We start from the raw sequence: 18,808 nt of genomic DNA on the forward strand, positions 1-18,808 counted from the left end.
AATATAAAAATATTGTCTCTTTTCCTAGGTGAAGCGGCATTGCTCCAGCGTTCGGGCTGGTAGATGTCCTTGAATAGTGCTAATATTATTTCATCGGTGATTGAAAAATGATGAAATATTAGCGCTATGGCGAAGAAGACTGCTCCCCTTTTGCCCGCTACCACCAAGCTCCTTGTCGAGTTTGGAGAGCGGCTCAAGCTTGCGCGCCTGCGCAGGAAGCTGACAGCCAAGCAGGTGGCTGAGCGTGCCGGCATGACCCCCATGACCTTGCGCTCCTTGGAAGCCGGTGGATCAGGCGTGACGATGGGGGCCTATTTGTCGGTAATGCAGGTCCTTGGACTTGCCAATGATTTGGCCATGCTTGCCACGGAGGACCAGCTGGGCCGCCAACTCCAGGATGCACGCTTGGTCAAAAGCGAGACTGCGCAGCACGTCGTTAGCGAGCCGGTGAAACGTCGGTCATCACGCAAATCACAGACGGCGCCGGCCAGGAAAGACATGCCGACCACCGTTTTACCCTTGCCCCTCAGTGGCTCTGCAGCGGATGCTTTGGGGGAGGCCAAAAGCACAGCAGCGCTGAGCGCCCTGCTTAAAAAGAGCACAGAACCATGAGCAAGATAGCGGTCTATGCGGACTGGGAGGGGTTGCCGGGGCCTTGGCGCTTGGGTTTTCTGCACAGTCGCCGAACGCGCGCGACGGAGTTGTTTGAATTCGAATACGACACCAGGGCGCTGGCAGAGCCGCTTCTTGCCGGTGTGCACCTGGATCCGAACCTTCAGGCGTTCAGCGGGCCGCTGTATCCCCCTGCGCCCAGAGACAAGTTTGGCATCTTTGATGATTCAAGCCCGGATCGTTGGGGACGCAAGCTGATGGATCGGCGGTTCGAGCGTGAGAAGCGGGCAGGGCTGTGGCCGGCCGAGGCCCGCCTCTACGACTCCGATTACCTGTTGGGTGTGCATGACCAGTACCGCGTGGGGGCCTTGCGCTACCGGCTGGAGGACGAGGGCAGCTTCCTTGACGACCGTATCGACATGGCAGCGCCGCCTTTCACGGAAATTCGCGCGCTGGAGCAGGCCAGCCGTGGCTTGGAGCAAGACCCAGACAATATGGCGGCGCAGGGGCAGGACTGGCTGCGGATGTTGATCGCACCGGGTGGCTCGCTAGGCGGTGCCCGGCCAAAGACCAGCGTTGTGGACGATGCGGGGCGCCTGTACATCGCCAAGTTCCCCAGTATCAGAGACAGCTATGACGTTGGTGGCTGGGAAATGGTGGTGAATGCGCTCGCGCATGGCTGCGGCCTTCAGGTTGCTACGGCGCAGGCGCGTAAATTTGCCAGCGATTACCACTGCTTCATGGTGAGCCGCTTTGACCGGACGGACGGCGGGAGGCGGCTGCATTTTGCGTCGGCAATGACGATGACCGGCCGCAACGACGGCGATGATGCGTCCACGGGTGTGAGCTATCTGGAGCTCGCGGAAGTCATTATGCGCCAGGGCGCGCAGCCTAATCAGGATCTGAAAGAGCTCTGGTCGCGGATCGTCTTCAACCTGCTGGTCTCCAACACGGACGACCATCTCCGCAACCACGGCTTTATCCTCGTGCCTGGCAGGGGCTGGAAACTGTCACAGGCTTACGACATGAACCCGGTCGCCTATGCCGATGGCCTGAAGCTCAACATCACCGATGCAGACAATGCGCTGGATCTTGAACTGGCGCGGGAAGTTGCAGCTTATTTCCGTGTGAGCCTGAAAGACGCAGACAAGACCATTGACGCATTTCGAGGCATCGTCAGTCAGTGGCGGGTGGTCGCCACGCATGTCGGTCTGTCAGCCAGTGAACAGGGCCGAATGGCGGGCGCCTTTGCGCTTGCCGAGGAAGACTGAGGCCGACATGGCCATCTGTCAGCGCGCTCCGCGTCTGCAGACCGAGTCCAGCCAATATGCGGCTCAACATTGCTCGCGCTGATCGTCTGGAATGGCTGGGGTGCTGCAACTCCAGCTGCCCCAATCCAAACCAGATCAACCCTGCATTAGAGGGCGGTTAAAGCTTGCGCAGACGCTCCAGCGCCGCCAGCAAGGTCTCGTCCTTTTTGGCATAGCAAAAGCGCACCACCTGCTGGTCAAAGCCGTTGCCATAAAAGGCAGACAGCGGAATGGCTGCAACGCCCAGGTCCTTGACCAGTTGCTGGCAGAACTCGGCCTCGCTGGCATCGGTCACGGCCGAGATATCCACGCACTGGAAATAGGTGCCGGAGCTGGGCAGCAGCTTGAGGCGCGAGCCTTCGAGGCCGGCGCGGAACAGGTCGCGCTTCTTTTGGTAGAAGGCCGGCAGGTTCAGGTAGGGCGCGGGGTCCTTCAAATACTCGGCCAAACCCACCTGCATGGGGGTGTTGACCGTGAAGACATTGAACTGGTGCACCTTGCGGAATTCAGCAGTCAAGGGCGCCGGTGCGGCCACGGTGGCCACCTTCCAGCCAGTGACGTGGAAGGTCTTGCCAAAGCTGCTGACCACATAGGCGCGCGCGGCCAGGCCCGGGTAGCGTGATGCGCTTTCATGGCGCTCGCCGTCGAACACCATGTGTTCGTAAACCTCATCGGCCAGCAGCAGGATGTTGGTCGGGGCCAGCAGGTCTTGCAGCTGCTGCATCTCCTGCGCCGTCCAGGTGGTGCCGCTGGGGTTGTGCGGGGTGTTGATCAGCAGCAGGCGCGTCTTAGAGGTGATGGCTGCTGCGATCTTGCCAAAATCAGGGCGGAAGGTCTTGGGGGTCAGCGGCACGCGCACCGGCACGCCGCCGGCCAGCTCGATATTGGGCACATAGCTGTCGTAGCAGGGGTCCAGCACGATGACCTCGTCACCCGGGCTCACGCAGCTGAGGATGACGGTCAGGATCGCTTGCGTGGCGCCGGCAGTGACGGTGATTTCGCTGTTGGCATCGTAGCGCTTGCCATAGAGTGCCTCGATTTTCTGGGCCACCACCTCGCGCAAGGCTGGCACACCGGTCATTGGCGGGTACTGGTTGTGGCCGGCCTGCATGGCGCGGCTGACGCTCTCGATCAAGGCCAGATCACAGCCAAAGTCCGGGAAGCCCTGGCCCAGATTGACGGCCTTGTGCTCGGTGGCGAGCGCCGACATGACGGTGAAAATGGTGGTGCCCACGTTGGGCAGGCGGCTGGGGAACGATGGGGTCAGGGCAGAAGCGGACATGGTGGACAGGGCGGGACACAAGACCCCTGCCGGCAAGCGGGGCGGTGGTCTATGCATCCGTCGATCAATAAGCGGTGTGGAAAGGGTTGCGGATCAGAGTTCGTAGTCAGCCACGTGGCCAACCATCGCTCGGCCGATCAGATCACGGTTCAAACGGTCGCTGATCAGCTCGGCAAATTTGTAGACAAAATTGCGCATATAAGCGCCGCGCTTGAAGGCCACGCGCGCCACGCTCTCGCCAAACAGATGGCCCATGGGCCGCACGGCCAGGTCCTTGATCGGGTCGTCGCGCATGGCCATCTCGGCCACAATGCCAATGCCCAGACCCAGGCGCACATAGGTCTTGATGACGTCGGAGTCAATGGCTTCGAGCACGATCTTGGGCGTGAGCTGGCGGGCTGCCATCGCCGAATCGATCTTGCCCCGGCCGGTGAAGGACGGGTGGTAGGTGATCAAGGGCTCGCCGGCGATGTCCTCCAGATTGATGCGTTCTTTTTGCGCCAGCGGGTGCTGGTGGGGCATGACCAGCACATGCTGCCATTCGTAGCAGGGCAGGGTCACCAGCTCGGGGTAGTCGGCCAGCGATTCGGTGGCCATGCCCAGGTCGGCCTGTTCATCGATCACCATGCGGGCCACTTCGGCGGGCGTGGCCTGGTGCAGGCTGACCGTCACCTTGGGGTAGTGCTCGCGCAGGCGTGCCACCGGGGTGGGCAGCACATAGCGCGCCTGGGTGTGGGTGGTGGCGATGGAGAGCGTGCCGCTGTCCTGCGCGCTGTACTGGTCGCCAATGCGCTTGAGGTTGCCGACCTCGCGCATGATGATCTCGATGCTGCGCAGCACCTGCTGGCCGGGCTCGGTGATGCGTTTGAGGCGCTTGCCGTGGCGCGCAAAGATGTCGATGCCCAGCTCCTCTTCCAGCTCGATGATGGCCTTAGAGACGCCGGGTTGCGAGGTGTGCAATGCCTTGGCCGCCTCGGTCAGGTTGAGGTTGCGGCGCGCGGCCTCTTGCACAAAGCGGAACTGATGCAGGTTCATACAATGATGCGGAATATGAATTTACATCATTATGCTTGATTGGAATATAAAAAGCAGCCCTTAGACAGAAACCCAAGCGGCGGGGCGGAATTTTGGCACGCCGCGCTTGCCGCGCATCGCCATAGGCGCGGCGTCTAGGCTCAGATAGTTCGGCGATGCGACTCGGGCCCCTAGCCCTGCAGCTTGCCTTGCAGATAGCCGCCAGCCATGTCTGCCAAGAGCTGGATCACCCTTGCATCCTCGCCCATTGCCGGGGCGATGCGCAGCTGCACCTGGGGATAGCGCGGGGCGAGTTCCTCGACCAGCGCAGGAATGTCTTCGCTGGCATGCTTGCCCACGCCAAAGAGCAGGGGCCAGATGGTGATATGGGTCAGCTGCGGGTGCGACTGCAGCAGTTGGGCCACGGCCGGGCCCAGCGGCGGCTCGCACCAGTCCAGGTAGGCGCAAGCGACGGCAGCGTCAGGCCGTGCATGCTGTACCTGGGCGAGCAAATGCTCGGCATTGCGGCGCCAGACGGGGTCTTTGGAGCCGTGAGACAGCAGAATGAGACCAGTGGCAGAGGAGGGCGATGGCATGGGGCGATGGTGGTGGTCGAAGGTGGAGAGGTGTTTGCGGCTGTAAAGCTTGGAACCTTTGAACATTATCGCTTACCCATAGATGGGCGCGATTCGGCGCCCGCGCTGATACCGCGTGTAGCAAAATGTACAGCTTGCGCGCCTAGGTGCGAAAAAGCAGCCCATCCTGTGCAACGCTTTACACTGCCTACATATTTAGCTGTAAAAATAGTAGTTTGCTCTACCTGAAGCCAAAACCGATGATGCCGGATGTTTCCAATTTTTCGCGCCAGTCTCTGGCAACGTTTCAATCTTTGGCAACTGTCGGAAAGCTTTCCCCTCCCTGTACGTTCAGCCAGCTCGCCCGGGTTGGAGCGGTGGTCGCGGCGCTGGGGCTGCTCGCCGCCTGCTCGGACAAACCCGCGCCCACGGCTGCTGCGCCACAGGCCCCGGAGGTGGGCATCATCACCGTGCAATCCGCATCGCAGCAGCTGACTGCCGAGCTGCCGGGCCGCACCAACGCCTTCATGATTGCCGAGATTCGCCCCCAGGCCAATGGCATTGTCGAAAAGCGCCTGTTTACCGAAGGCGCCTCGGTCAAGGCCGGTCAGGCGCTCTACCAGCTCGATGACCGGCCCGCGCGGGCCGCGGTCAACAGCGCCGAGGCGGCACTGGCCAAAGCCAAGGCCACGGCGCAGACCGCCCGCAGCAATGCCGCGCGCAACAGCGAGCTGGTCAAGATCGATGCCATCAGCCGCCAGGTGTTTGATGACAGCCAGGCGCTGGTCGCACAGACCGCCTCCGATGTGGCCGTCGCCCAGGCTGCGCTGGACAATGCGCGCATCAATCTGCAGTACACCCGCATCAGCTCACCCATCAGTGGCAAGGTCAGCACCTCGGCGGTCACGCCCGGTGCGCTGGTCACCGCCAACCAGGCGACGGCGCTCACCACCGTGGTGCAGCTCGATCCGATGTATGTGGACTTCACCCAATCGAGCACCGAGATGCTGCAGCTGCAGCGCGACCTGAAGGCGGGGCGCTTTCAGCGCCTCGAAGGTGACCAGATTCCGGTGCGCATCCGCCTCGACGACGGCACTGAATACAGCCATGAGGCCAAGCTCAAGTTCTCTGGCGTGATTGTCAGCGCCACCACGGGCACCGTCACCTTGCGCGCCCAGGTGCCCAACCCCGATGGCGTGCTGATGCCCAATATGTATGTGCAGGCCTTGCTGCCCACGGCCGTCGCACCCGATGCGTTGCTGGTGCCACAGCAATCGGTGGTGCGCGATTTGACCGGCAAACCGACCATCTTGGTGGTTACCGCCGAGGACAAGGTGCAAAAGCGCACCTTGCAGCTCGACCGTGCGGTGGGCAGCCAGTGGCTGGTGGGCAGTGGGCTCAAGTCCGGTGAGCGCGTGGTGGTCGATGGCTTTCAGCGTGTGAAGGACGGTGACAAGGTGCGGGTGGCCGAGGTGGACCTGAAGGCGCAGGCCGAGCGTGTGCGCAGCCCGGGACGCGTGCCCGGCCAGGCCGCAGCGCCGGCAGCAGCCCAGTAAGTCACCCAGAACCCGAGGCTGCATCCATGGCACAGTTTTTTATCCAGCGCCCCATTTTTGCGTGGGTGATCGCCATCATCATCATGCTGGGCGGGGCCCTGTCCATCTCCAAGCTGCCGTTGGAGCAATACCCCGAGATTGCGCCACCGCGCGTCACCATCGGCACCCAGTACACCGGCGCATCGGCCGAGACGGTGGAGAACTCCGTCACCCAGATCATTGAGCAGCAGCTCAAGGGCATTGACAACATGCTCTACATGAGCGCGACCAGCAATGCCTCTGGCCAGGCCCGCATCACCTTGACCTTTGCGCCCGGCACCAATGTGGACGTGGCCCAGGTGCAGGTGCAAAACAAGATCCAGGGGGCGCTCAACCGCCTGCCCGAATCGGTCAAGAGCCGGGGCGTGTTCATCAACAAGGGCGGCCAGGATTTTCTGGTCACCTACAGCTTCTACTCGCAAGACCCGACGATGACCGAGGTCGACATTGGTGACTACATCAATGCCAGCCTGGTCGATGTGATCGGGCGCCTCGAGGGCGTGGGCGACATCAATGTGTTTGGTACGTCCTACGCCATGCGCATTTGGATGGACCCGGCCAAGATGGAGAAATTCGGCCTGATGCCGTCGGACCTGGCCAATGCGCTCAATGCGCAAAACGCCCAGGTCTCGGCCGGCCAACTGGGCGCGCTGCCGGCGGTGAACAACCAGCAGCTCAATGCCACGATCACCGCGCGCACCAAGCTCAAGACCGTCGACCAGTTCGAGGACATCGTGCTCAAGGCTGCGACCGATGGCTCGGTGGTCACCATCAAGGATGTCGCCCGGGTAGAGCTGGGCGCGGAGAACCTGAACGTGCAGGCCAAGCTCAATGGCATGCGCGGCGCGGGCATGGGCATCATCTTGGCCGACGGCGCCAATGCGATGGCGGTGTCCGATGCCGTTGCGGCCAAGCTGGCCGAGATGAAGCCGTATTTCCCCAACCAGATTGACTACTTCGTCAGCTCGGACTCCACCCCCTTTGTGCGCGCCTCCATCCACGAGGTGGTCGCCGCGCTGGGCGAGGCCATGGTGCTGGTGGTGATCGTCATGTTCGTGTTTTTGCAGAACCTGCGCGCGACCTTGATTCCGGCCATTGCCGTGCCGGTGGTGCTGCTGGGCACCTTTGGCGTGCTGTCGATTGCCGGTTACTCCATCAATACCTTGACGATGTTTGCGATGGTGCTGGCCATCGGCTTGTTGGTGGACGATGCCATTGTGGTGGTGGAAAACGTCGAGCGGGTGATGCACGAGACGGGCATGTCCGCCAAGGAGGCAACCAAGGTCTCGATGCGTGAAATCACCCCGGCGCTGGTCGGCATTGGCGTAACCTTGTCGGCGGTGTTTGTGCCCATGGCCTTTTTTGGTGGCTCCACCGGCGTCATCTACCGCCAGTTCTCGATCACCATCGTCGCGGCCATGGCGCTGTCGGTGTTTGTCGCGCTGACCTTGACCCCCGCGCTGTGCGCCACCATCCTGAAGGCGCCCGAGCATGCCGGCGGCCATGAGCGGGCCATTCGCAAGGGCCTGTTTGGTATCAGCGATCGGTTCTTCCGCTGGTTCAACCGCAATTTTGACCGCACTGCCAGCCGCTACCAGGGCATCGTCGCCCGCAGCCTGCGCCGCGCCAAGCGCATGATGCTGATCTTTATCGCGGTGCTGCTGGGTGTGTGGCTGTTGATGCACAAGCTGCCCACGTCCTTCCTGCCCGATGAGGACCAGGGCTTTCTGTATGTGAACGTCAACCTGCCATCGGGCGCGGCAGATGCGCGCCTGCAGGATGTGCTCGACGAGGTGCGCGAGTACCTGCTCCAGCAACCCGACATCATCAGCTTCAACCAGGTCTCGGGCCTCAACGGCGACCAAAGCTCGGCGCGTGGCTTTATCCGCCTCAAGCCCTGGGATGAGCGCAAGCTTCCATCGCAGTCGTCGGCAGCCATCGCCAACAAGGCCACCAAGGACCTGTCGCGCATCCGCGATGCACGCGTCTTGGTGATTCTGCCGCCGGCCGTGCGCGGCCTGGGTGCCAGCTCGGGCTTTAACTTCATGGTCAAGGACATGAACAGCATCGGCCACGATGGCCTGCTGGCCGCCAGCAACCAGGTGCTCGCGGCGATGCGTGCCAACCCGAATCTGACTGCGGTACGCACCACCAATCTGGACGATGCGGCCGAGCTGCGCGTCGATGTGGATGACCGCAAGGCCGCAGCGCTGGGCCTGTCCTATGCCGACATCAACAGCGTGCTGTCCAGCGCGATGGGCGGTACCTATGTGAATGACTTCTTGAACAATGGCCGGGTCAAGCGCGTCTACATCATGGGCGACGCGCCGCACCGCATGCTGCCCCAGGACATCGCCAAATGGACCGTGCGCAACAAGAACGGCGAGATGGTGCCCTTTGGCGCGTTCTCGGACAGCCACTGGGCCTATGGCTCGCCCCAGCTGCTGCGCTACAACGGCAGCCCGGCCTATGAGTTTGAAGGCCGCGCGGCACCCGGCATCAGCTCGGGCGCAGCGATGCAGGAGGTCGAAGCCATCCTGGCCAAGCTGCCATCCGGGCTGGGCTATGAGTGGACCGGTGCCTCGCTGCAAGAGCGCCAGTCCGGTGCGCAGGCGCCCATGCTGTATGCGATCTCGATCCTGTTCGTGTTCCTGTGCCTGGCCGCGCTCTACGAGAGCTGGACCGTGCCGCTGTCGGTGATGCTGGCCGTGCCGCTGGGCGTGATTGGTGCGCTGGCCGCCACCTACACCCGGGGCCTCACGAACGACGTCTACTTCCAGGTGGGCTTGCTCACCACGGTGGGCCTGGCGGCCAAGAATGCCATCTTGATTGTGGAGTTTGCGGTGCAATTGCAGGAGCAGGGCAAGAAGCTGTTCGACGCGACGGTCGAAGCCGTGCGCCTGCGCCTGCGTCCCATCCTGATGACCTCGCTAGCCTTTGGCTTTGGTGTGATTCCGCTGGCCATTGGCACCGGCGCAGGAGCGGGCGGGCGCAATGCCATCGGCACGGCGGTGCTGGGCGGTATGGTGGCCTCGACCGTGCTCGGCATTTTCCTGGTGCCGGTCTTCTTTCTGCTCATCCGCAGCTGGTTCCGCTCCCACAGCCGCCATGACGAGGCGCCCGCGCAGGCCAGCCCTGCGCAGGAGACCGCGCCATGAGCCGTTTTGATACTTTCTCCATGACCCGTGCTTATCGTTTGCCGCTGTCGCTGTTGGCAGCGGGCCTGTTGTCCGCCTGCAACCTGGCGCCGCAATACCAGCGCCCTCCAGCAGCAGTGCCCGCCACGCTCGACGGCGTGGCCCAGACCTTGCCTGCCGACTTTGTCGTTGAACCCGTTGCCGCCGACAGTCTGCAGCTGCTGCCCTGGCAGCAGTGGGTGGAGAGCGCAGGCCTGCGCCAGTTGATCGAGCAGGGTCTGCAGAACAACCGCGATCTGCGCGTGGCCATCGCCAATATCGAAAAGGCGCGCGCGCAATACGGCGTGCAGCGCGCCGACCAACTACCCAGCCTGAACGCCAATGCCCAAGGCAGCCGCACCCGCACGGCAGATGATCTGCGCTCGTCGACGGCGCCGTCGTCCGTTGCCAACCAGGTGAGCGTGCAGCTGGGGCTGGCCAGCTATGAGCTCGATTTTTGGGGCCGGGTGCGCAACCTGAGCGAGGCGGCCTTGCAGCAGTACCTGCTGGTGGAAGAAAACCGCCGCAGCGTGCAGCTGGGCCTGATCACCGATATCGCCAATGCCTGGGTGGCCCTGGCCAGCGACCAGCAGCGCCTGCAATTGGCGCGCGATACGCTGGCCACGCGCGAGCAGGGCTATGGCCTGGTGCAGCGCATGCACCAGCTGGGCGCCACCAATGGCCTGGTGCTGGCCCAGAACGAGACGGCGGTCGAGACCGCCCGCAACGATGTCGCTGCCTACGAGTCGCAGGTGGCGCGCGACCGCAATGCGCTGCAGCTGCTGGTGGGCGGACCGGTGTCGGGCGATATGCTGCCGCCGGCGCCCAGTGCATCGCTCAGCAGCAATGAGGTCAAGAGCGCGGGCTCGGGCCAGTTGCTTGATGGCGCAACGCCGCAGGTCAAGGCGCCTGGCGTCGCCACCGCGATGACCGTGGTGCCGACCGGCCTGTCGTCGCAGGTGCTGCTGGCCCGGCCCGATGTGGCCGCTGCCGAGCACAGCCTGCAGGCCCAGTACGCCAGCATTGGCGCGGCGCGTGCCGCCTTCTTCCCCACCATCAGCCTGACGGCCAATGCCGGCACTGCCAGTGATGCGCTCTCGGGTCTGTTCGATGGCGGCAACCGCGCCTGGAGCTTTGTGCCGCAGATCCGTTTGCCGATTTTTGATGGTGGCCGCAACCAGGCCAACCTTGATATCGCACAGGCCAACCGCGACGCGGCGCTGGCCCAGTACGACAAGGCCATCCAGGTCGCTTTCCGCGAGGTGAGCGACGCGCTGGCCGATCGCGCCACGATGCAGCGGCGCCTGAACTCGCAAGTGGCCTTGGTGCAGGCGGCCAGCCGCGTGCTGCAGCTGTCGCAGGCGCGCTTCAAGGCTGGAGCCGACGATTTTCTCACCGTGCTCGATGCGCAGCGCAGCCTCTACGCGGCCCAGCAAACCCAGATCACCTTGATGCAGGCCGAGCAGGTCAACCGCATCAGCCTGTACAAGGCGCTGGGCGGGGGTATCGACCGGGTCTAGTGAGATCACAGGCGCTAGCTTGAACGCCAACGCCAATGCAAACGCGCAATGCTGCGAGGGCAATGCGCGCTGCACTACCATGGCGGCATGACTGATACCTTGCCCACGCCTGCTGACAGCACTGCCTTTTCCGAGTTTGACGAATCCCAGGCGCAGGCGGTGGATGCGCTGATTGTCGGCGCCGGGCCCGTGGGCATGTTTGCCGCCTTCCAGCTGGGCTTGCAGGGTGTGCAGGCCCAGCTGTGCGACAGCCTGCCGCAGATGGGCGGGCAGTGCATTGCGCTCTATGCCGACAAGCCCATCTACGACATCCCCGGCATTGCGCTGTGCACCGGCCGCGAGCTGGCCGCGCAGCTGCAGCAACAGATCCAGCCCTTCCATCCCGTATTCCATGGCCACACCCAGGTCGCGCAACTGCTGCCCCATGGCGATGGCCGTTGGCGTGTGCAGCTGCAGGCCATCGATGGGCTGCAGACCCGCTGGCTGCTGGCCCGTACCGTGGTGGTGACCGCCGGTGTCGGGGCCTTTGTGCCCAAGCAGCTGCGCCTGCCCGGGCTGGAGGCCTGGTTGGGCAGCCAGCTCTTCTACCATCCCGCTTTCGATGATGCCTGGCTGGAGCCGGTACTGGCGCGCCACCCCGCGCCGCGCATTGTGATCCATGGTGGCGATGAGCCGGCTGTCGAGGCCGTGCTGGCCGCCGCAGACCATGCCAGCTTGCAAGCCGCGCAGCTGGTGCTGATGCACCGGCGCGACCAGTTCAGCGCCCCTGATGCGCTGCTGCAGCGCCTGGCGCAGCTGCGTGCCAGTGGCAGGGTGGAGGTCGTCATTGGCATGCCCCAGGCTATCGATGCGGGGGAACATCTGCAGGCTATCGACTATGTCGATGCCGATGGCGCCGACCAGCGCCTGGCCTGTGACCAGCTCTGGGTGTTCCAGGGCCTCTCGCCCAAGCTCGGGCCCTTGCTGGACTGGAACCTGGCGCTTGCGAAAAAGCAGCTGCAAGTGGCTACCGATACCTTCCAGACCAGCGCCGTCGGTATCTATGCCGCAGGGGATATCGTCAGCTACCCAGGCAAGCGCAAGCTGATTCTGAGCGGCTTTTACGAAGCGACGATGGCCGCGATGGCCGCCATAGAATATCTGCGTGGCGAAAAACTGCTGCTGGAGTACACGACCACCAGCAAACGCCTGCATGAACGCCTGGGTGTGTCGCACCCGGACTGAGACCTGACTTGTTGATACCAATCCCGACCGATGCCTGATCTAGCCATTCGCCACGCCCGTTTTCCTGAAGATCTGCAGGCGGTGCTGGCCATCTTTCGCGAGTACATTGCCAGCCCCCAGGCCGACCTGGGTTTCCAGAACTATGAGCCCGAGCTGGCGGCACTGCCCGGCAAATATGCAGCGCCTCAGGGGCGCTTGCTGCTGGCCTGGCAAGGCGATGCGGTGGTGGGCTGCGCGGCGTTGCGCGATGTCGATGGCCAATGCTGTGAGCTCAAACGCGTCTATGTGCGGCCAGCGGCGCGCGGCCTCAAGCTGGGCCGGCGTCTGGTCGAGCAGATGCTGCAGGAGGCCCGCGCCGCCGGTTACCAGCGCATGGCGCTCGATGTGCTGCCGGAATTTGTCGCGGCCCAAGCGCTGTACCGGGATCTGGGCTTTGTCGATGCGCCGCCGGTGAGCATCAACCCGGTGCCGGGCACAGCTTTTCTGGCGCGTGTGCTGTAGCGCGGCATTGAGCGGCCCGCACCCTGCATGCGTCCTCTGGATTCCCGGCGGTTTGGGCAAGGCGCCCCTGGGCGACGATGCCGGCGCGGTGCAGCGGCGATAATCGCCGCCGGGTGTGATCAACAAAGGGCGATGCAGCAATGGCGGTGATGGTGTCTTTGATTCCCGTGGTGCTGTTCATTGCACTGGGGTATGGCGCAGGGCGCATGGGCTGGGTCAAGGCGGCATCGGTGCGCGATCTGTCCAATATCGTTTTTCTGATTCTCACGCCGGCCTTGCTGTTTCGCACGATGAGCACGGTGCGTGTGCAAGAGCTCAACCTGCAGACCATTGCGGTCTATTTCAGCGCCGCGGGCCTGCTGTTTGTCAGCACCTTGCTGCTGCAGGGCTTCACCACCTTGGGCGCGGCGCGGGCGCTGGCCAACTGTTTCAGCAACAACATCATGATCGGCGTGCCGCTGGTGGGCATGGTGTTTGGGCAAGAAGGCCTGGTGACCTTGTTCACCATCGTCTCGGTCCATGCGCTGATCCTGATGACCTCGGCCACCATCGTGTTCGAGCTGGCCGTCATGCACCAGCAGCAGGCGGCGCAAGGCGGCGCGCGCAGCTACCGCGCAATGGCGATCACCGTGGGCCGGGCGCTGAAAAACGGCATCATCCACCCGATTCCCTTGCCCATCCTCTGCGGTCTGCTGTTTGCGCAGACGGGGCTGGAGATGCCCGAGGTGATCGATACCTCGCTGCAGATGCTGGCCCAGGCGCTGGGCCCGATCGCGCTGATGCTCGTGGGCATCACCTTGTTCTACAGCGCAGTGGGCCGCTACTGGCTGCCTGCCAGCCGCATCGCAGCCGTCAAACTGCTGCTGCACCCGGTGCTGCTGCTGGCCATTGGCTGGCTGTGGGGGCTGCGCGGCCTGCCGCTGGTGGTGCTGGCCACGGCCGCATCGCTGCCGGTGGGGGCCAATGTGTTTTTGTTCACGCAGCGCTATGAAGTGGGGCGCGAGGAGGTCACGGCCAGCATCGCGGTATCGACCAGCCTGGCCCTGGTGACGATACCGCTGATCTTGCTGGGCCTGGCCCAGCTGCTGCATACGGCTTAGGCCACAGGCCATGCGGCAGGATGCAAGCGGTGCTGCATCAGCAGCTCATCGTGCAGCGCGCCATCGACCAGCAAGGCCGCTGGCTCGGTGCCATAGGCTTGGAAGCCCGCCTGTTCGTAAAGGCGAATCGCGCTGGCATTGGCGGCGTTGACGCTCAGGTGGATCTGCACCGCACCGGGCACCTGGCGGGCAAAGGCAACGGCTTGCGCCAACAAGGCCTGCGCAATGCCCTGGCCGCGAAAGGCCGGCTCTACATACACGCCCCACAGGGCCATGCGGTGCCGGGTCTTGAGGCCATCTTGGCGGCGAATGCCCAGCATGCCCACCAGATGGGCGCCGGCAAAGGCCCCCAGCACGCCCTGGTCAGCACTGGGCGCCAGGCGCGCCTCAATCAGCGCCAAAGCTCGGTGCTTTTCTTCTTCGTAGCTGGAGCCAAAGGCGCTGGGCGATGCGCGCAGGCCCGCCAGGCGCAGGGTCTGGAATGCACTGGCATCGGACGGGTTCATCCAACGGATCTCATAGGCAGCAGCAGCCATCAGTATCAGGGCGCCAGGCGTTCGCGGATCCAGTCGGCGCTGTTGGGCGCTGCCTGGCGGTAGCGCAGGCGGTCATGCAGCCGGCTCTTGCGGCCCTGCCAGAACTCCCAGGTGTCGGGCACCAGGCGAAAGCCACCCCAGTGCGGCGGGCGGGGGGGCTTGAGCAGGAACTGCGCGCCATACTTGGCGGCATTGGTCACCAGCACGGTGCGGCTGTCGATCACCTGGCTTTGCGGGCTGGCCCAGGCACCAATGCGCGAGTCGAGCGGGCGGCTGTTGAAGTAGGCATCGCTCTCCTCGTCCGAGACCTTCTCCACGCGCCCCTCGATGCGCACCACGCGCTCGAGCTCCACCCAGTGGAACATCAACGCGGCAAACGGGTTGCCGGAAATCTCGCGGCCCTTGCGGCTGTCGTAATTGGTGTACCAGACGATGCCGCGCGCGTCATAGCCCTTGATCAGCACGATGCGGGTGCTGGGCCGGGCATCGGCCCCCACGGTGGCCACCGTCATCGCATTGGGCTCGGGCAGCTGCGCGGCAACGGCCTCGTTCATCCAGCGGTCAAACTGGTCGATGGGCGCGGCGCAAGACGCCGCATCGTTCAGCTCTGCGCGTTCATAGCTTTTGCGCAAATCGGCAATGGAGTGGGAGAGTTCGCTCATGGCCCGATTGTGCATCGCTTTGGCGCGGCGCAGCGACAAAAAGGCCTGTGGGCCGCTGGGCGCCACAGGCCGGGGGAGCGCGGGAGGCGCTTACTGGATCACGCCGCAGCCCAGACGCGCGCCTGAGTTGCCGGTAGGCTGGGTGGTGTAGTCGTCCTTGTCCTTGTGCACCACCACGGCGCGGCCCTTGATGTCGCTGGGCTTGCCTGTGCCAATCGACAGGTCCTTGGTCTCCCAGACCAGGAAGGCGGTGCCCGCGGCATCGGCCATCAGGCTGGGCAGATCGCCGACATGCGCTTGTGGGCCGGCCTTACCATGCTGGTGGCCGTTCGGGTTGTAGTGGCCGCCAGCGCTCATCGCATCGGGCGAGGAGCAGTTGCCGTTCTCATGCACATGGAAGCCATGCTCGCTGCCCGGTGCCAGGCCCTTGACCTGGGCCATCACGCGCACGGTGTCGCGGTTGACCTCGTAGACGCGGAAATAGCCGCTGATGTTGTTGCCTTCGGTCGGGTTGATCGTCGCCTCGGCAATCGGGGTGGCGCGGTCGGTGGTGGCGCAGGCGCTCAAAACGGCGGCCACGGCAGCAGCGGCCGCGAGTTTGGCGATAGATGGGATGCGTTGAATCATGCGAACTCTCCTGGTGCCTTGGAATAAGGGGTTGTTGTCACAAGCCACCGTTTTTAGCATGCATGCGGGGCCTGTTTTGTAGTCTGATTGCCAGCAATCGAGGCGGCATGCTTAGAACCTGTTCAAAGTCTCCTCGCGCCGCGACAGTGTCTTTGCGAGATGGGATGCGAGGGGGGCGCCCAGCCGCGTAATACCGCAGCAATAGCCCAGCTATTGCGAGGATTTGCAACGACGCAGACCGCTCGCAAAGCCACTGTCCCTGTGGGTTGGAGTGAAATCGGGCGATTTCTACGCGCTGGCCCTTGCTTGCACCCCGGTGCAAGCTGCGTTCCATCCCTTCGAACTCATCCCGATTGCACTCCAACGCGGCTGCGTAGTGACTTTGAACAGGTTCTTACTGCGGAGGCAGCGTGGTCAGCCGTTTGGCAACCAAATCCCAGACCGCTTGCGCAGCAGCGGGCAGGCTGCGCTGGCGGCGCCGCACCAGCATGATGGCCCTTTGCACCTGGGGCCGCAGATCGCGCACCTGCAGGCTGCTCAAGCCATGGGCCGGAATGGCCAGGCCCGGCATGATGCTGATGCCAATGCCGGCCTCGACCATGCGAAAGGCGGTGGTCACATGGCCGACCTCTTGCACGACGGGGCTGTGCTCGGGGCCGCAACCGCTGGCCAGCAGCGCAGCGTCCATCAACCGTCGACTGCCCGATGCATGGTCGAGCAGCACCAGCGCTTCGCCGCGCAGCTGGTCCCAGCGCAGGCTGGTGGCGTCCTGCGCCTGCTGCACCAGCGCATGGCCGGGCGGCAGCACGGCGACAAAGGGATCCAGCTGCAGATTGATGCAGTCCAGGTCACCCAACTCGGGCGGCTCCACGACCAGCCCAAAATGCACATCACCGCTGCGCACCTGGGCCAGCACCTCTTGCTGCAGGCGGTCGACCAGCTGCAGCTGGACCTGAGGCAGCTCGCGGTTGCAGGCGGCAATGCAGGCGGGCATCAGCGCGGCAGACAAGGTCGGGCTGCTGGCCATGCGCACCTGGCCGCGCGCCGCATGACCGACATCGGCCACTTCGGCCAAGGTATCGGCCAGCTCTTGCAGCAAGGGTGCGGCTTTTTGGGCCAGCAGCTGGCCGGCATCGGTCAGCAGCACTTCGCGCGTGGTGCGGTCCAGCAGCCGCACATGGAGCTGGCCCTCCAGCTCGACCATCGCGCGGCTCACGGCCGACTGGGTCAGGCCCAGGGTCTGGCCGGTCTGGCTGAAGCTGCGGCACTGGGCAACGCAGAGGAACACCTGGAGCTGGCGGAGGCTGACATGCATGGCTGGACGGATGATTGGGAGATATATGACTTTAAATCATTAATCAATCTTATAAATTAATTTTACTTTCGCTTGAGAACGGCGTCCAATGGCGCTCATGAAATTCCGTCCCGACAACTTCACCCTGATGCTGGTGGCCACTGTGCTGCTGGCCAGTTTTTTACCTGCCACCGGCCAGGTGGCGAGTGCCTTTGAGACCTTGACGACCGCGGCCGTGGCCTTGCTGTTCTTTCTGCATGGCGCCAAGCTCTCGCGCCAGGCGATTCTCGCGGGCATCATGCACTGGCGGCTGCACCTCTTTATCGTGGGCAGCACCTTTGTCGTGTTTCCGTTCCTGGGCTGGGCGCTCAAGCCGCTGCTCACACCCCTGGTCTCGCCCGAGCTATATGTGGGCGTGATGTTCCTGTGCGTGCTGCCGTCCACCGTGCAGTCCTCGATCGCCTTTGTGTCGATGGCGCGGGGCAATATCCCGGCGGCCATTTGCAGCGCATCGGCCTCGACCTTGCTGGGGGTGTTCATCACGCCGCTGCTGGTGAGCGTGTTCGTCACCGCCCATGGTGCCAGCGGCTCCTTTGTCGATGCGGTGGTCAAGATCCTGCTGCAGCTGATGCTGCCCTTTGCGGTCGGCCATCTGCTGCAGCGCTGGGTGGGCCCGTTTATCAAAAAGCACGGCAAGCTCACCAAGGTGGTGGACCAAGGCTCTATCTTGCTGGTGGTCTACACCGCCTTCAGTGCCGCCGTGGTGCAGGGCATCTGGCGCCAGGTGTCGCTCAGCACCTTGGTCGGACTCTTGGTGATCAGCGCCATCATCCTGGCACTGGCGCTGTTCCTCACCACCTTCCTCTCGCGCCGCCTGGGCTTTAGCAAGGAGGACGAAATCACCGCCGTGTTCTGCGGCAGCAAGAAGAGTCTGGTCAGTGGCGTGCCCATGGCCAAGGTGCTGTTTGCCAGCAGCACGGTGGGCATGATGGTGCTGCCGCTGATGCTGTTCCACCAGATGCAGCTGATGGTCTGCGGGGTGTTGGCCGCCAAGTACGCCAAGCGCGCGCAGCAGCTCGAGGGCGACAAGGCCCTTGGCACAGCGGCTGCGGGCAAGTAAGCCGCAGCGACAGGCATCAAAAACGGGCCGGGCGCATCAAGCCCCGGCCCGCATCACTTGAGCGCCGGGCTGAAGCGGATGCTGTATTTCTCCAGTGCCGGGCCCACTTCGAGCTGCATGGTGCGGCGCTTGGCCGCGGGCTTGCCGCCGGTGACCTGGGCCGTAATCACAATGCCTTTGCCATGGGCCTTGCAGCGCAGCTCCTGCAAGCCCAGATCGGCGTTGTCGTCATTGATCTCGGCAAAGCCCTGGGTATGGGCGGCCACCCCGCGCCAATGGGGCGTTTCTTCGGGCTGGTTCATCCACTGCACAAACAAATAGGCCTGGCCGTTTTGCTCGCCCTGCACCACGCGGTAGGGCTGCTCCGCCTTGTTGCTGCCCTGGTTGCGGTTGCCACACAGCTGCACGCTGGTGACGCTGTCGCTCACGGTGAAACGGTTGGCACGGGTCTCCGCCGCCTGGGCGCTGAGAGAAGAGGCCAGGCCGGCACAAACGGCTGCCAGGCTGGCAAATTGGCACAAAGTGCGGTAACGCATGGGTTCCATCGCTAATGGGGGAGTGGGTGCGGCGGTCGCCCGGAATGGCACTGCGCTGCGCACCCGCAGGGCAACCATCATAGGCCTGCACCAGACTGCTTCGGCGCAGATAACGGGGCGGCAG

General features: G+C 63.7%; 17 protein-coding genes. 9 read left to right on the forward strand and 8 right to left on the reverse strand.

Going from position 1 to position 18,808, the window contains the following annotated elements; all coding sequences use genetic code 11:
* Positions 1-126: 126 nt before the first annotated feature.
* Both WH367_RS07530 and WH367_RS07535 read left to right on the forward strand, forming a co-directional pair.
* Complete coding sequence (locus WH367_RS07530) at positions 127-612, forward strand: helix-turn-helix domain-containing protein (protein WP_339535217.1); 486 nt, start codon at positions 127-129, stop codon at positions 610-612.
* Complete coding sequence (locus WH367_RS07535; RefSeq protein ID WP_339535218.1) at positions 609-1,883, forward strand: type II toxin-antitoxin system HipA family toxin; 1,275 nt, start codon at positions 609-611, stop codon at positions 1,881-1,883. The genes WH367_RS07530 and WH367_RS07535 overlap by 4 nt, the downstream gene beginning before the upstream one ends.
* Before the next feature lie 157 nt (positions 1,884-2,040).
* Here the strand turns inward: WH367_RS07535 and WH367_RS07540 are convergent, their stop codons facing one another.
* The 3 genes from WH367_RS07540 to WH367_RS07550 form a co-directional block, all read right to left on the reverse strand.
* Positions 2,041-3,204 (reverse strand): pyridoxal phosphate-dependent aminotransferase, encoded by a 1,164-nt coding sequence (locus tag WH367_RS07540; RefSeq protein ID WP_339535220.1) that lies wholly within the window; start codon positions 3,202-3,204, stop codon positions 2,041-2,043.
* A gap of 93 nt (positions 3,205-3,297) precedes the next feature.
* Positions 3,298-4,239 (reverse strand): CysB family HTH-type transcriptional regulator, encoded by a 942-nt coding sequence (locus WH367_RS07545; RefSeq protein WP_021028419.1) that lies wholly within the window; start codon positions 4,237-4,239, stop codon positions 3,298-3,300.
* A 170-nt stretch (positions 4,240-4,409) separates the two neighbouring features.
* Positions 4,410-4,814, reverse strand: a complete 405-nt coding sequence (locus tag WH367_RS07550) for a sirohydrochlorin chelatase (protein ID WP_339535222.1) — start codon at positions 4,812-4,814, stop codon at positions 4,410-4,412.
* 293 nt (positions 4,815-5,107) lie between these two features.
* Here WH367_RS07550 and WH367_RS07555 point away from each other — a divergent pair, with 293 nt between their 5' ends.
* The 6 genes from WH367_RS07555 (at position 5,108) to WH367_RS07580 (ending at position 13,909) form a co-directional block, all read left to right on the forward strand.
* The gene (locus WH367_RS07555) at positions 5,108-6,349 is read left to right on the forward strand and encodes an efflux RND transporter periplasmic adaptor subunit (RefSeq protein ID WP_339535224.1); all 1,242 of its coding nucleotides are present in this window, start codon (positions 5,108-5,110) and stop codon (positions 6,347-6,349) included.
* Between the two features lie 26 nt (positions 6,350-6,375).
* Complete coding sequence (locus WH367_RS07560; RefSeq protein ID WP_339535225.1) at positions 6,376-9,546, forward strand: efflux RND transporter permease subunit; 3,171 nt, start codon at positions 6,376-6,378, stop codon at positions 9,544-9,546.
* Between the two features lie 20 nt (positions 9,547-9,566).
* Positions 9,567-11,084 (forward strand): efflux transporter outer membrane subunit, encoded by a 1,518-nt coding sequence (locus tag WH367_RS07565; RefSeq protein ID WP_339535419.1) that lies wholly within the window; start codon positions 9,567-9,569, stop codon positions 11,082-11,084.
* 87 nt (positions 11,085-11,171) lie between these two features.
* Positions 11,172-12,308 carry an NAD(P)/FAD-dependent oxidoreductase gene (locus tag WH367_RS07570; RefSeq protein ID WP_339535227.1) on the forward strand — a complete coding sequence of 379 codons (1,137 nt, stop codon included), beginning with the start codon at positions 11,172-11,174 and terminating at the stop codon, positions 12,306-12,308.
* Between the two features lie 30 nt (positions 12,309-12,338).
* The gene (locus WH367_RS07575) at positions 12,339-12,809 is read left to right on the forward strand and encodes a GNAT family N-acetyltransferase (RefSeq protein ID WP_339535229.1); all 471 of its coding nucleotides are present in this window, start codon (positions 12,339-12,341) and stop codon (positions 12,807-12,809) included.
* Between the two features lie 149 nt (positions 12,810-12,958).
* On the forward strand, positions 12,959-13,909 hold the full coding sequence (locus tag WH367_RS07580) for an AEC family transporter (protein WP_445228086.1): 951 nt from the start codon (positions 12,959-12,961) through the stop codon (positions 13,907-13,909).
* Here WH367_RS07580 and WH367_RS07585 read toward each other — a convergent pair.
* From WH367_RS07585 to WH367_RS07600, 4 genes are all read right to left on the reverse strand, one after another.
* The gene (locus tag WH367_RS07585) at positions 13,906-14,415 is read right to left on the reverse strand and encodes a GNAT family N-acetyltransferase (protein WP_339535233.1); all 510 of its coding nucleotides are present in this window, start codon (positions 14,413-14,415) and stop codon (positions 13,906-13,908) included. The genes WH367_RS07580 and WH367_RS07585 overlap by 4 nt on opposite strands.
* A 35-nt stretch (positions 14,416-14,450) precedes the next feature.
* Positions 14,451-15,122, reverse strand: a complete 672-nt coding sequence (gene pdxH, locus WH367_RS07590; protein ID WP_339535235.1) for a pyridoxamine 5'-phosphate oxidase — start codon at positions 15,120-15,122, stop codon at positions 14,451-14,453.
* A gap of 75 nt (positions 15,123-15,197) precedes the next feature.
* Positions 15,198-15,734, reverse strand: coding sequence for a superoxide dismutase family protein (locus WH367_RS07595; protein WP_021028409.1), 537 nt, complete (start codon positions 15,732-15,734; stop codon positions 15,198-15,200).
* A gap of 394 nt (positions 15,735-16,128) precedes the next feature.
* On the reverse strand, positions 16,129-17,049 hold the full coding sequence (locus WH367_RS07600; protein WP_021028408.1) for a LysR family transcriptional regulator: 921 nt from the start codon (positions 17,047-17,049) through the stop codon (positions 16,129-16,131).
* An 88-nt stretch (positions 17,050-17,137) separates the two neighbouring features.
* On the opposite strand from WH367_RS07600, the gene WH367_RS07605 reads away from it, so the two are divergent.
* A complete protein-coding gene (locus WH367_RS07605; RefSeq protein ID WP_021028407.1) occupies positions 17,138-18,148 on the forward strand; it encodes a bile acid:sodium symporter family protein in 1,011 nt (336 codons plus the stop codon).
* A 53-nt stretch (positions 18,149-18,201) separates the two neighbouring features.
* Here the strand turns inward: WH367_RS07605 and WH367_RS07610 are convergent, their stop codons facing one another.
* On the reverse strand, positions 18,202-18,684 hold the full coding sequence (locus tag WH367_RS07610) for a hypothetical protein (protein WP_339518092.1): 483 nt from the start codon (positions 18,682-18,684) through the stop codon (positions 18,202-18,204).
* Positions 18,685-18,808 lie beyond the last annotated feature (124 nt).

It is taken from the genome of Comamonas sp. MYb21 (assembly GCF_037479395.1).
Classification (GTDB): domain Bacteria; phylum Pseudomonadota; class Gammaproteobacteria; order Burkholderiales; family Burkholderiaceae_C; genus Comamonas.